This is a genomic window from Streptomyces sp. NPDC047841 (assembly GCF_040704085.1).
In the GTDB taxonomy this organism is placed as follows: Bacteria; Actinomycetota; Actinomycetes; order Streptomycetales; family Streptomycetaceae; genus Streptomyces; species Streptomyces argyrophylli.
Map to the genome: position 1 here is coordinate 127,533 of NZ_JBEYRP010000019.1, position 15,510 is coordinate 143,042.

Annotated in this window: 1 protein-coding gene; it reads left to right on the forward strand. The window is 77.0% G+C overall.

Features of this window, described 5'->3' with window-relative positions; all coding sequences use genetic code 11:
• The first annotated feature begins 28 nt into the window (after positions 1-28).
• A complete protein-coding gene (locus AB0947_RS30130) occupies positions 29-15,490 on the forward strand; it encodes a type I polyketide synthase (RefSeq protein WP_366753507.1) in 15,462 nt (5,153 codons plus the stop codon).
• Positions 15,491-15,510: the final 20 nt, after the last annotated feature.

Here is a 15,510-nt window from a genome sequence, read left to right on the forward strand (position 1 = left end):
CCTCTTCGCACAGGAGTGGCGACACCCGATGACCAACGACGAAAAGCTGCTCTCCTACCTCAAGCGGGTCTCCGCCGACCTGGCCCAGACCCGGCAGCGGCTGCGCGAGGTGGAGACCCAGGACCGGGAACCCATCGCGATCGTCGGGATGAGCTGCCGCTTCCCCGGCGGCGTGACCACCCCGGAGGAGTTCTGGCGGCTCGTCCACGACGGCACCGACGCCATCGGCGACTTCCCCGACGACCGGGGCTGGGACATCGACGCGCTGTACGACCCCGACCCGGACGCCACCGGCAAGAGCTACGTCACCCGCGGTGGGTTCCTGTCCGACGCGGCCGGGTTCGAGCCGGACTTCTTCGGCATCAGCCCCCGTGAGGCGGTCGCGATGGACCCCCAGCAGCGGCTGCTGCTGGAGGTGTCGTGGGAGGCCCTGGAACGTGCCCGCATCGCTCCCGACTCGGCGCACGGCGCCCGGATCGGGGTGTTCGCCGGCACCAACGGCCAGGACTACAAGGACCTGCTGGCGCGGATGCCGGAGGACAGCGAGGCCGCGCTCGGCACCGGCGTGCTGGCCGCCGTGATCTCCGGCCGCATCTCCTACACCCTGGGCCTGGAGGGCCCGGCCGTCACCATCGACACCGCCTGCTCCTCGGCGCTCGTCGCCGTGCACCTGGCCGTGCAGGCGCTGCGCAACAAGGAGTGCACCCTCGCCCTCGCGGGCGGCGCCACCGTGATGGCCACACCGGGCAACTTCATCGCCTTCAGCCGGCAGCGCGGCCTCGCCCCCGACGGCCGCTGCAAGTCCTTCGCGGACGCGGCGGACGGCACCGGCTGGAGCGAGGGCGCCGGCATGCTGGTGCTGGAACGGCTCAGCGACGCCCGCCGCAACGGCCACGAGGTGCTGGCCGTCGTCCGCGGCTCCGCCGTCAACCAGGACGGCGCCTCCAACGGCCTGACCGCCCCCAACGGGCCGTCCCAGCAGCGCGTCATCCGCGCCGCGCTCGCCGGGGCACAGCTCACCGCCGCCGACGTGGACCTGCTGGAGGCACACGGCACCGGCACCACCCTCGGCGACCCGATCGAGGCCCAGGCACTGCTCGCCACCTACGGCCAGGACCGGCCCGCCGACAGCCCGCTGTGGCTCGGGTCGGTGAAGTCCAACATCGGGCACACCCAGGCCGCGGCCGGTGTCGCCGGCATCATCAAGGCCGTCATGGCGATGCGGCACCGCGTCCTGCCGAAGACGCTGCACGCCGACGAGCCCTCCACCAAGGTCGACTGGGACCAGGGCCGGGTACGGCTGCTGACGGAGAACCGGCCCTGGCCCGACCCCGGCCGCCCGCGCCGCGCCGCCGTCTCCTCCTTCGGCGCCAGCGGCACCAACGCGCACACCATCCTGGAGGAAGCCCCCGCCGGGGAACCGGCCGGGACCGGGCCGCGCACGGCACCGCCGCTGGTGCCGTGGGTGGTCTCCGGCCGCACCGAGCAGGCCCTGCGCGAGCAGGCCGCCCGCCTGGCGGCCGCAACCGGCGAGCTGGACCCGGTGGACGTGGCGCACTCCCTGGCCGCCACCCGCACCGCCCACCCCTACCGGACCGTCGTCCTCGGCGCCGGCCGGGACGCGCTCCTGGCCGGCCTGACCCAGGTCGCCGACGGCGGCCGGGGCGCCGCCTCGGGCCGGGTCCGCAAGGGACAGACCGCCTTCCTGTTCACCGGACAGGGCGCCCAGCGCGCCGGCATGGGCCGGCAACTGCACGCGCACTTCCCCGTCTTCGCCCGCGCCTTCGACGAGATCTGCGCGCTCTTCGGCGACGACGACCTGCGCGACCTCGTCCTCGGCGACGACCCCGAACCGCTCCACCGCACCGCCCGCACCCAGACGGCGCTGTTCGCCTTCGAGGTCGCGCTGTACCGGCTGGTGGAGTCCTGGGGGCTCACGCCCGACTACCTGGCCGGGCACTCCATCGGCGAGATCGCCGCCGCGCACGTCGCCGGCGTGCTGGACCTGAAGGACGCGGCCACACTGGTGGCCGCGCGCGGCCGGCTCATGCAGGCGCTGCCCGAGGGCGGCGCGATGATCGCCGTACGCGCCACCGAGGAGGAGGTCCGCCCGCTGCTCACCGAGCGGGTCGGCATCGCCGCCGTCAACGGCCCCGAGTCCGTCGTGATCTCCGGGGACGCCCCCGAGGCGGAGGCGGTGGCCGCCCACTTCGCCAAGAGCCGCCGCCTGACGGTCTCGCACGCCTTCCACTCGCCGCTCATGGAACCGATGCTGGACGGGTTCCGGGCGGTCGCCGAGTCCCTGACCTACCACCGCGCCACCGTCCCGGTCGTCTCCAACGTCACCGGCGCCCTCGCCACCCAGGACATCGCCGGCCCCGACTACTGGGTGCGGCACGTGCGCGAGGCGGTGCGCTTCCACGACGGGATACGCGCCCTCGCCGCCGAGGGCGTCACCCGCTTCCTCGAACTCGGCCCCGACGCCGTGCTGACGGCCATGGCCCGCGAGTGCCTGGCCAACGACGACACCGGCCCGGGCACCGGCACCGACGCCGTGCTCGCCGCCGCCACCCGCCGCGAACGCGACGAGACCGAGACCCTGCTCACCGCCGTGGCCCAGCTGTACACCGGCGGCGCCGCCGTGGACTGGACCGCGCTGTTCACCGGCGCCCGCACCGTCGACCTGCCCACCACCGCCTTCCAGCGCGAGCGGTTCTGGCCCGAGACCGCCGCACCGGTCGGCGACGTCGGCTCCGCCGGCCTGGACCCCGCCGACCACCCGCTGCTCGGCGCGGCCACCGTGCTCGCCGGCTCCGACGGCGCCGTGCTCACCGGCCGGCTGTCGGTGCGCACCCACGCCTGGCTCGCCGACCACGTCGTCGGCGGCTCCGTCGTCGTCCCCGGCACCGCCATGGTCGAACTCGCCGTCCGCGCCGGCGACCAGGTCGGCTGCGGACGCCTGGAGGAACTCGCCCTCGAAGTACCGCTGGTGCTGCCCCCGGACGACGGCGTGCGCGTCCAGGTCGCCGTCGGGGCGCCCGACCCGTCCGGCGCCCGCACGGTCCAGGTCTACGCCCGCGCCGAGAGCCTGCCCGCCGACGAGCCGTGGACCCTGCACGCCTCCGGCCTCCTCACCGCGGACACCGGCACCCCCGGCAGCCGCCTGGACGTGTGGCCCCCCGAGGACGCCGAACCCCTCGACACCGACGGGCTGTACGAGCGGCACGCCGCCGCCGGACTGGCGTACGGGCCCGCCTTCCAGGCGCTGACCGCCGCCTGGCGGCGCGGCGAGGAACTGTACGCCGAGGTACGGCTGCCCGAGCGGCCCGCCGCCGACGCGCCCCGCTTCGGCCTGCACCCGGCCGCCTTCGACGCCGCCCTGCACGCCCTGGCCCTGCTCGGCGACGGATCCGCCGACGACACCGCCCGGCTGCCGTTCCTGTTCGCCGGCGTCACCCTGCACGCCGTCGGCGCCTCCGTGCTGCGGGCCCGGCTGGTACCCACCGGGAACCACGCCTTCGCCGTCGACCTGGCCGACGCCACCGGCGCCCCCGTCGCCACGGTCACCTCGCTCGCCTCACGCCCGCTCACGAACCTGCGCGCCGCCCGCGACACGACCGCCGACGCCCTGTTCACCCTCGACTGGCAGCCGCTGCCCCTGGACGCCGACGCCCCCGACACCGCCCACCGGGTGCTGCACAGCACACCCGGCACCGACGCCGCCGCCGTCCGCCAGGCGCTGCACACCGCGCTCGCCGCCCTCCAGGACGACGACCCCCGCCCGCTGGCCGTCGTCACCCGCGGCGCGGTCGGCGTCGCGCAGGAGGACGTGCCCGACCTGGCCGGCGCGGCCGTCTGGGGCCTGGTGCGGTCCGCGCAGTCGGAGAACCCCGACCGGTTCGTCCTGCTCGACCTCGAAGCCGGCGCGGACGCCGACGCCGTCCTGCCCGCCGTCCTCGCCTCCGGCGAACCGCAGGTCGCCGTGCGGGCCGGCACCGCCCACGCCGCCCGGCTGGTGCGCGCCGAAGCACCCCCGGAGGCGGCCGGGCCGGACCTCGGCCCCGAGGGCACCGTCCTGCTCACCGGCGCCACCGGCGGCCTCGGCCCGGTGATCGCCCGCCACCTGGTCACCGCCCACGGCGTCCGGCACCTCGCCCTGCTCAGCCGGTCGGGCCGCGCCGACGACCTGATCGCCGAACTCGCCGCCCTCGGCGCCACCGCGACCGCCCACGCCTGCGACGTCGCCGACCGCGACGCCCTCGCCGCCGTCCTCGCCGGCATCCCGGCCGAGCACCCGCTCACCGCGGTCGTCCACGCCGCCGGCGTCCTGGACGACGGTGTCGTCTCCTCGCTCACCCCCGAGCGGATCGACACCGTCCTCGCACCCAAGGCGCTCGGCGCCCTCCACCTCCACGAACTCACCGGCGGCCTCGCGGCGTTCGTGCTGTTCTCGTCCGTCGCCGGCACCGTCGGCGCACCCGGCCAGGGCAACTACGCCGCCGCCAACGCCCTCCTGGACGCCCTCGCCGCGCACCGCCACGCCCAGGGCCTGCCCGCGCTGTCCCTGGCGTGGGGGCCGTGGGCCCCGACGGGCGGCATGACCAGCTCCCTGGACGAGGCGGACCGCGCCCGGATGGCGCGCGGCGGCATGACCGCCCTGTCGGCCGAGGAGGGCACCGCCCTGTTCGACCGGTCGCTGCGCGCCGGCCGTGCCGCCCTGGCACCGGTGCGGCTCAGCCTGCCGGCGCTGCGTGCCCAGGGCAGCGGCCTCGCCCCCGTCCTGCGCGCGCTGGCGGGCCGCCCGGTGCGCCGGGAGGCCGTCGCCGAAGGCGCCGGCGCCGGCTTCGCCGAGCGCCTGGCCGGCCTCGGGGACGAGGAGCGCGCCGAGGCGCTGCTGCACACGGTCCGCACCCATGTCGCCGCCGTGCTCGGCCACGCGAACCCGCAGAGCGTGGAGACCGACCGGGCCTTCAAGGACCTCGGCTTCGACTCGCTCGCCGCGATCGAACTGCGCAACTCCCTCTCCGCCGAGCTGGGCCGGCGGCTCGCCGCCACCCTCGTCTTCGACCACCCCTCGCCCGAAGCGCTCGCCGCCCACCTCGGCACCCTGGTCGACGGCGGCGCCCGGACCGGGGCCCGCCGCGGCCGCCGTACCGGCAAGGCGCGCGCGGACGAGCCGCTGGCGATCGTCGGAATGGCGTGCCGCTACCCGGGCGACGTGCGCACCCCGGAGGAGCTGTGGCGGCTGGTCGCCGACGGCACCGACGCCATCAGCGCGTTCCCCGCCAACCGGGGCTGGGACGTGGACCGCGTCGTCGACCCCACCCGGCGGCGCCCGGACACCTCCTACGTCGGCGAGGGCGGCTTCCTGCACGACGCGGGCGCGTTCGACGCCGCGTTCTTCGGCATCAGCCCCAAGGAAGCCCTCGTCATGGACCCGCAGCAGCGGCTGCTGCTGGAGGCGTCCTGGGAGGCGCTGGAGAGCGCGGGCATCGACCCGCACAGTCTCAAGGGCAGCCGCACCGGCGTGTTCGCCGGTGTCCAGTACCACGACTACTTCGGCAGCTTCGGCTCCGGCAGCATCATCTCCGGCCGTGTCGCCTACACCCTCGGCCTGGAGGGCCCGTCGCTGTCCGTCGACACCGCCTGCTCCTCCTCGCTGGTGGCACTGCACCTGGCCGCCCAGTCGCTCCGGCAGGGCGAGTCCGGCCTCGCCCTGGTCGGCGGCGTCGCCGTCATGGCCACCCCCGAAACCTTCATCGAGTTCAGCCGGCAGGGCGCGCTCGCCCCCGACGCCCGCACCCGCGCCTTCGCCGACGCGGCGGCCGGGACCGTGTGGGGCGAGGGCGTCGGCGTCCTCGTCGTGGAACGCCTCTCCGACGCCCGCCGCAACGGCCACGAGGTGCTCGCCGTCGTCCGCGGCACCGCCGTCAACCAGGACGGCGCCTCCAACGGCCTGACCGCCCCCAACGGCCCCTCCCAGGAACGCGTCATCCTCGAGGCCCTGGAGAACGCCCGCCTCACCACCGCCGACGTCGACGTGGTGGAGGCGCACGGCACGGGGACGACGCTGGGCGACCCGATCGAGGCGCAGGCGCTGCTGGCCACCTACGGCCAGGACCGGCCCGCCGGCAGCCCGCTGTGGCTGGGCTCGGTCAAGTCCAACATCGGGCACACCCAGGCCGCCGCCGGTGTCGCGGGTGTCATCAAGATGGTCATGGCGATGCGCAACGGCGTCCTGCCCAGGACCCTGCACGTGGACCAGCCGTCCACGAAGGTCGACTGGGACGCCGGACAGGTGCGGCTGCTGACCGAGCAGCGGGACTGGCCGCGGCACGAGCGGCCGCGCCGGGCCGGCGTGTCCTCCTTCGGGATCAGCGGCACCAACGCCCACGTCATCCTCGAACAGGCGCCGCCCGGCCCCGCCGAGCCGGAGCGCACCGCACCGCGGGGCCTCGCCGTGCCGTGGCTGCTCACCGCCAAGACGCCCGCCGCGCTCGCCGGCCAGGCCGCCGCGCTCCTCGGCCACCTCGACACCCACCCCGGGCTCGACCCGTCCGACATCGGCTGGACCCTCGCCACCACCCGCGCCCGCTTCCCCTACCGGGCCTCGATCACCGGGACCGACACGGCCGAACTGCGCGGCGCCCTCGCCGCGCTGGCCGACGGCGGCACCGCCCGCACCCTCGCCGAGGGCACCGCGCCCGGCCGCGCCCGGCCCGTGTTCGTCTTCCCCGGCCAGGGCTCCCAGTGGTCCGGCATGGCCACCGAACTCCTCGAGGAATCACCGGTGTTCGCCGCCCGCATGGCCGAGTGCGCCGCCGCGCTCGCGCCGTACACCGACTGGGACTTCGCCACCGAACTGCGCGGCGGCCTGGACCGCGTGGACGTCGTCCAGCCGCTGCTGTGGGCCGTGATGGTGTCCCTCGCCCACACCTGGAGCGCGTACGGCGTCACGCCCGCCGCCGTCATCGGCCACTCCCAGGGCGAGATCGCCGCCGCCTGCGCGGTCGGCGCGCTGTCCCTGGAGGACGGCGCCCGCGTCGTCGCCCTGCGGTCCCGGGCCATCGCCGAACTGCTGTCCGGCTCGGGCGGCATGATGTCCGTCGGCGAGGGCGCCGACGCCGTCCGCGCCCGGCTCGCCGCCTGGGACGGCCGGCTGTCCGTCGCCGCCGTCAACGGCACCGCCTCCACGGTGGTGTCCGGCGACGCCGACGCCCTCGACGAACTGCTCGCGCGGCTCAGGCAGGAGAAGGTCCGCGCCAAGCGCCTTCCCGTGGACTACGCCTCCCACAGCGCCCACGTGGAGACCCTGCGCGAGCGCCTCGCCGAGGTCCTCGACGGCATCGAGCCGCGCGCCGCCCAGGTGCCGTTCTACTCGACGGTCACCGGCGGCCCGCTCGACACCACCGAACTCGGCGCCGGGTACTGGTACACCAACCTGCGCGGCACCGTGCTGTTCGAACAGGCCGTGCGCGCCGCCGTCGCCGACGGGCACCACCTGTTCATCGAGTCCAGCCCGCACCCGGTGCTCACCGTCGGCATCCAGGAGACCGACGACGCCGTGGCCGCCGTGGGCTCCCTGCGCCGCGACGAAGGCGGCCGGGCCCGGCTGCTGACCGCCCTGGGCGAGGCGTTCACCCACGGCGCCGGCGTCGACTGGACCGCCGTCGCCGAGGGCCGCCGGCCGCGCCGCGTCCCGCTGCCCGGCTACGCCTTCCAGCGCGAGTGGTACTGGCTGGACTCCACCGCGAGCGGCGCCGACGTCACCTCCGCCGGCCTCGCCCCCACCGACCACGCCCTGCTCGGCGCCGCGATGGTGCGCGCCGACAGCGAGGGCGTCGTCCTCACCGGGCGGCTCTCCCCGGGCACCCAGCCCTGGCTGGAGGACCACCGGGTCGGCGGCCGGCTGCTCTTCCCGGGCACCGGTCACCTGGAGCTCGCGCTGCGCGCCGGCGACCAGGTCGGCTGCGGCGACATCGCCGAACTCACCCTGCACGCACCGCTGGTCCTGCCCGACCACGGCGCCGTCCAGCTCCAGGTCACCGTCGGAGCGCCCGAGGGGGAGACCCGCCCGGTCACCATCTGGTCGCGGCCGGAGGACCCCGACGAGGACCTGCCCTGGACCCGGCACGCCGACGGCCTGCTCGCCCCCACCGGCACCCTGCCCGCCGGCCCCGCCCCGCTCGCCGCCTGGCCCCCGCGGGGCGCCGAACCGGTCCCGCTCGACGGCCTGTACGACGAACTCGCCGCCCTCGGCCTCGGCTACGGCCCCCTCTTCCAGGGCCTGCGCGCCGCCTGGCGCACCGCGGACGGCCTGTACGCCGAGGTCGCCACCGACGCGGCCCCCGACGGCTTCGCCCTGCACCCCGCCCTGTCGGACGCCACCCTGCACACCGTCGGCCTCACCGACGCCGCCGGCGACGAGGCCCTGCTGCCGTTCGCCTGGTCCGGGGTACGGCTGTACGCCACCGGCGCGACCGCGCTGCGCGTCCACGTCCGGCCCGCCGGCGAGGGCACCGTCTCCCTCACGCTCGCCGACCCCACCGGCGCCCCGGTCGCCACGGTCGACGCGCTCACCCTGCGGCCCCTGCGGACCGAGGCCCTGCACGCCGCGGCGCGTTCGGCCCGCGCGGGCGCGCTGTACCGGGTCACCTGGGTGCCGGCCCCGCCGGCCGCGCCCGCCGGCACGGCACCGGAAGTGGTGCGCGCCCCGGCCGGCACCAGCGCCGCCGAGGCACGGGCGGCCGTCGACACGGTCCTCGACCATCTGCGCACCGCGCTCGCCGCCGCCGACACCACCCTCGTCGTGATCACCGGCACCGACCCGGCGGGAGCCGCGGCCGGCGGCCTGGTGCGCTCCGCCCAGTCGGAGAACCCCGGCCGGATCGTGCTCGTCGAGGCGGAGGCGGGTCAGGAGCCGGACGCCGGACTCCTCGCCGAGGCCGTCGCCACCGGCGAACCGCACCTGGCCTACCGCGACGGCACCTGGCAGGTTCCCCGGCTGGCCCGCGTCACCGACGCCGACACCGACGCCGACACCGGCGGGCAGGCCACGGCCGACGGAGCCGACCCGGTCCCCGGCGCGGGGGAGATCCCCGGCCTCGGCGGCGGCACCGTGCTGCTCACCGGGGCCACCGGTGCCCTCGGGCGTATCCTCGCCCGGCACCTGGTCGCCGAACGGGGCGTGCGGCACCTGCTGCTGGTGAGCCGTGGCGGTGCCCCGGACGACCTGGTCGCCGAACTCACCGCGCTGGGCGCCGAGGTGACCAGTGCCGCGTGCGACGTCGCCGACCGGGCCGCGCTCGCCGCCGTGCTGGACGCCGTACCGGCCGCCCGGCCGCTGACCGCCGTGGTCCACGCGGCCGGCGTCCTCGCCGACGGCGTGCTCACCTCCCTCACGCCGGAGCGGATCGAGAAGGTGTTCCGGCCCAAGGCCGACGCCGCCTGGAACCTGCACGAACTCACCGCCGGCCTGGACCTCGCGGCGTTCGTGCTGTTCTCCTCGTCCGCCGCCACGCTGGGCTCGCCCGGCCAGGCGAACTACGCCGCCGCCAACGCCTACCTCGACGCCCTCGCCGTGCACCGCCGTACCCTCGGACTGCCCGCGCACTCCCTCGCCTGGGGCCTGTGGGCGCAGGCCGGCGGCATGACCGGCACCCTCGACGAGACGGACCTCACCCGCATCGCCCGGGGCGGCGTCGCCCCGCTGGAGACCGAGGAGGGCGTCGCCCTCTTCGACGCGGCCCTGCGCGGCGCCGACCCCGCCGTGCTGCCGGTGAGGCTGGACATGGCCTCCCTGCGCGCCCAGGGGGAGGGCCTGGCCCCGCTGTTCCGCGCCCTGGTGCCCGTACGGCGGGCCGGCGCGGCCACCGGGCCGGGCGCCGCCGGCGGCGCCGACGGCCTGCGGGAGCGGCTCGCCGGGCTGCTGGAGGCGGAGCGCGAACCGTTCCTCACCGAACTCGTGCAGAGCCACGTCGCGACCATCCTCGGCTACCGCTCCGCCCAGGACGTCGGCCGCACCCTGGCCTTCCGCGAACTCGGCTTCGACTCGCTGGCCGCCGTCGAACTGCGCAACCGGCTCTCCGCGGCCACCGGCCTGCGGCTGCCCGCCACCCTCGTGTTTGACCACCCCACCCCCGCCGAACTCGCCCGCCACCTGCTCGGCGAACTCACCGGCACCCTCACCGCGACCACCGCCCCCGCCACCGCCCGGGACGTCGCCGCCGACGAACCGATCGCCGTCGTCGGCATGGCCTGCCGCTTCCCCGGCGGCATCGCCTCCCCGGAGGACCTGTGGCGGCTGGTGGCCGAAGGCCGCGACGCCGTCGGCGAGTTCCCGGCCGACCGCGGCTGGGACGTCGAGAACCTCTACGACCCGACCCTGGACCGGCCCGGCACCAGCTACACCCGGCACGGCGCCTTCCTGTACGACGCCGCCGGCTTCGACCCGGCGTTCTTCGCCATGGACGACGAGGAGGCCCTGGTCACCGACCCCCAGCAGCGGCTGCTGCTGGAGACCTCCTGGGAGGCCCTGGAGCGGGCCTCCATCGACCCCGCCACCCTGCGCGGCTCCGACACCGGCGTGTTCGCGGGCGTCATGTACCACGACTACTTCGGCAGCTTCGGCTCCGGCAGCGTGGTCTCCGGCCGCGTCGCCTACACCCTCGGCCTGGAGGGCCCGACCCTGTCCGTCGACACGGCCTGCTCCTCCTCGCTGGTGGCACTGCACCTGGCCGCGCAGGCACTGCGGCAGGGCGACTGCTCCCTGGCGCTGGCCGGGGGCGTGACCGTGATGGCCACCCCGGGCACCTTCGTGGAGTTCAGCCGGCACCGCGGCCTGTCCCGGGACGGCCGCTGCAAGCCCTTCGCGGACGCCGCCGACGGCACCGGCTTCGGCGAGGGCGCCGGCGTCCTGCTGCTGGAACGGCTCTCCGACGCCCGCCGCAACGGCCGGAAGATCCTCGCCGTGCTGCGCGGCACCGCCGTCAACCAGGACGGCGCCTCCAACGGCATCAGCGCCCCCAACGGCCCCGCCCAGCAGCGCGTCATCCGCCGCGCCCTCCAGGCGGCCGGCGTCCCGGCGGCCGAGGTGGACGTGGTCGAGGCGCACGGCACCGGCACCACCCTCGGCGACCCCATCGAGGCCCAGGCGCTGATCGCCACCTACGGCGCCGAGCACACCGAGGACCGCCCGCTGTGGCTCGGCTCGGTCAAGTCCAACCTGGGGCACACCCAGGCCGCCGCCGGTGTCGCCGGTGTCATCAAGATGATCGAGGCCCTGCGCGCCGAGACCCTGCCGGCCAGCCTCGGCGTCGACCGGCCCTCCCGGCACGTGGAGTGGGAGGGCAGCAACGTCCGCCTGCTGACCGAGAACCGCCCCTGGCCCGACCCGGGCCGCCCGCGCCGCGCCGGCGTCTCCTCCTTCGGCATCTCCGGCACCAACGCCCACGTGATCATCGAGGCCGCGCCGCCCGCCGCGGAACCGGCCGAAGAGGCCCCGGCGCCGCCGGCCGGCATCGTGCCGTGGCTGCTGTCCGGCCACACCCCCGAGGCCCTGCGCGCCCAGGCCGCACGGCTGCTGGAGCACCTGGCCGCCACCCCGGACGCCGACCCGCACCGCCTCGCCGGCGCGCTCGCCCACGCCCGCACCCGCCTCGGCCACCGGGCCGCCGTCCTCGGCCGCACCCGCGACGAACTCACGGCGGGCGTCCGGGCCCTGGCCGAGGGCCGCACCCCGCCCGCCGGCGTCCTCGACACCGCCACCGACGGCCGGCTCGCCTTCCTCTTCTCCGGTCAGGGCTCCCAGCTGCCGGGCATGGGCACCCGCCTCGCGGCGGCCTTCCCCGCCTTCGCCGCCGCCTTCGAGGAGGTCCGGGCACACCTCGACCCGCTGCTGGACCGGCCGCTCGCCGACGTCCTCGGCTCCGCCGAGCTGCTGGAGCGCACCGAGTACACCCAGCCCGCGCTGTTCGCCGTGGAAGTCGCCCTGTACCGGCTGCTGGAGTCGTTCGGCGTCCGGCCCGACCTGCTCGCCGGGCACTCCGTCGGCGAGTTCGCCGCCGCCCACGTCGCCGGCGTGCTCACCCTGGAGGACGCCTGCACCCTCGTCGCCGCCCGGGGACGCCTCATGCAGGCCCTGCCCGAGGGCGGCGCGATGATCGCCGTACGCGCCACCGAGGACGAGATCACGCCGCTGCTCGGCGACGGCGTGGGGATCGCGGCCGTCAACGGGCCCACGTCCGTCGTCGTCTCCGGACCCGCCGGACCCGCCCGCGCCCTGGCCGCCCGCTTCGAGCGCACCCGGGAACTGGCCGTCAGCCACGCCTTCCACTCCGAGCTGATGGAGCCGATGCTCGCCGAGTTCCGCGAGGTCGCCGCGTCCCTGTCGTACGGCACGCCGCGCATCCCGCTGGTGTCCACCCTCACCGGCGCCCCGGCCGCACCCGAGGAGCTGTCCACACCCGAGTACTGGGTACGGCACGCCCGTGAGGCCGTCCGCTTCGCCGACGCCGTCACCGCCCTGCACGCGGCCGGCGCACGGCACTTCGCGGAGGTCGGCCCGGGCAGCGCCCTGACCGCCGCGGCCGGCGAGTGCCTGCCCGACGGGACGGCCGTCGTACCGCTGCTGCGCAAGGACCGCGAGGAGACCGAAGCCCTGCTCACCGGGCTCGCCGCCCTGCACGTGCACGGCAGCGCCGTCGACTGGGCGCCGCTGCTGCCCCACCGGGACGGCTCGGACCTGCCCACCTACGCCTTCCAGCGCGGCCGCTACTGGATGACCGGCGACACCGGCCTGCCCCGCCCGGCGGCCGACCACCCGCTGCTCGGCACCGCCGTCGAACTCGCCGGCGCCGACGGCACCCTGCACACCGGCCGGCTCTCCCTCGCCGACCACCCGTGGCTCGCCGACCACAGCGTCGGCGGGGTGCCGCTGCTGCCGGGCACCGCCTTCGTCGAGATGGCCCTGGCCGCCGGCGCCCGCGTCGGCTGCGGCACGGTGGAGGAGCTGACCGTCACCGAACCGCTGCCGCTGCCCGAGGACGGCGCCGTCCGCCTCCAGTGCACGGTCGGCGAACCCGACGCGACGGGCGCCCGCGCCTTCCGCGTGTACGCCACCGCGGCCGACGGCGACCCGTGGACCACCCACGCCACCGGCACGCTCCGCCCCGCCGGGGACAGGCCCGGCCACGACCTGGCCGCCTGGCCGCCGCCCGGCGCCGAACCGGTCGACCTGGACGGCGTCTACGACCGGCTGGCCGGACTGGGCGCCGAGTACGGGCCCCGCTTCCAGGGCCTGCGCGCGGCCTGGCGGCACGGCGACGAGGCGTACGCCGAGGTCGCCGTCCCCACCGACGGCGCCGCGTTCGGCCTGCACCCGGCGCTGTTCGACGCCGCCCTGCACACCATCGGGCTGCGCGCCGGGGCCGAGGAGCGCATGACGCTGCCCTTCGCCTGGACCGGCGTGGAGCTGTACGCGCCGGGCGCGACCGCCCTGCGGGTGCGGATCGCCCCGGCCGGCACCGGCGCGGTGCGCATCGAGGCCGCCGACGACACCGGCCGGCCGGTGGTACGCGTGGCCTCCCTGTCACTGCGGGAGGTGGACCCGGAGCGGATCGCCGCGGCCGCGAGCGGGGGACACGACGACCTGTTCGCCCTCGACTGGGTGCCCGTCTCCGTACCGGCGGCCCCGCAGGCCGGGCGGTGGACCGTCCTCGGCCCCGGCCGCCGCGAACTGGCCGGCGCCCTGGCGGGCGAGGTCGCCGAGGTCGCCGTCGCCGACGACCTGGCCGAGGCCGCCGGACAGGACCCCGAGACCCTGGTCGTCGTCCACACCGGCGGCGACGGGCCGGACGCGGCCCGGGCCGGTGTCCGGCGGCTGCTCACCCTGGTGCAGGACTGGCTGGCCGACGCACGGTTCGCCGACACCACCCTGGTGGTGGCGACGCGCGGCGCGGCCGGCCCCGGGGACGTGACCGATCCCGGCGCCGCCACCGCGTGGGGCCTGATCCGCTCCGCCCAGACCGAGCACCCCGACCGGATGGTCCTCGCCGACCTGGACGACACGGACGCCTCCCGCGGCCTGCTGCCCTCCGCCGTCGCCTCCGGCGAACCCCAACTGGCCCTGCGGGAAGGGGCGCTGAGCGTCCCCCGGCTGGTGCGCGCGCCCCGCCTGGCCGAGCCCGCCCCGGCCGTCTTCTCCGGCGGTGTCCTCGTCACCGGCGGCACCGGCGCCCTGGGCCGGCTGGTCGCCCGGCACCTGGTCACCGCGCACGGCGCCGAGCGGCTGGTGCTGCTCAGCCGCGGCGGAGGCGACGCACCCGGCGCGGCCGGCCTGCGCGAGGAACTCACCGCGCTCGGCGCCGAGGTGACCGTGGTCGCCTGCGACGCCGCCGACCGCGCCGCCCTCGCCCGCGTCCTGGACGAGCACCCGGTCTCCGCCGTCGTGCACACCGCGGGCGTCCTCGCCGACGCCGTCCTGACCTCGCTCACCCCCGAGCGGCTGGACGCGGTCCTGCGGCCGAAGCTGGACGCCGCCTGGCACCTGCACGACCTGACCCGCGAGCGGCCCCTGACCGCGTTCGTGCTGTTCTCCTCCGCGGCGGGCCTGCTCGGCAGCCCCGGCCAGGCCGGTTACGCCGCCGGCAACACCTTCCTCGACGCCCTCGCCGCCCACCGCCGGTCGCTCGGCCTGCCCGCGGTCTCGCTGGCCTGGGGCGCCTGGGCGGGCAGCGGCGGCATGGCCGACCGGCTCGGCGACACCGACGCCCGCCGCATGGCCTCCGGCGGGGTGCTCGCCCTCGACGCGGAGAGCGGGCTCGCCCTGTTCGACACGGGCGTGGGCCGCGCCGAACCGGTGCTGCTGCCGGCCCGTCTGGACCTCGCCCCGCGCGAGGCCGCCCGGGTCGCCCCGCTGCTGCGCTCCCTGGTGCGGGCGCCGCGCCGGACCGGGCCCGGGGCGTCGGCCGCCGCATCGGCGCTGCGCCGCGAACTGGCCGCGCTCGCGCCCGAGGAGCGCACCGAACGGCTGCTGCGGCTGGTGCGGGACGAGGCCCGCGCGGTGCTCGGCGTCGAGGAGTTCGAGGCCGGCCTGCCCTTCAAGGACCTCGGCTTCGACTCGCTGACCGCCGTCGAGTTCCGCAACCGGCTCAACGAGGCCACCGGCCTCAGGCTGACCGCCACGCTGGTCTTCGACCACCCCACGCCGGCCGCGCTCACCGACCACCTGGCCGGCGAGCTGGCCCCGCGCACCGGCGACGGCCCGCGCGCCGAGGAGGACACCGTGCGGGCCGCGCTCGCCACCATCCCGGTGGGACGCCTGCGCGAGGCCGGCCTGCTGGACAGCCTGCTCGAACTCGCCGGGGTGCGGCCCGCGCCGGAGCAGACGGAGGACGGGGGGACCGGGCGCGCGCCGATCGACGCGATGGACGCCGAGAGCCTGATCAGCATGGCGCTCGACGACCTCGTCGGCGACGACGACGCGCTGTGACGACGAACGGTGGGACCGCG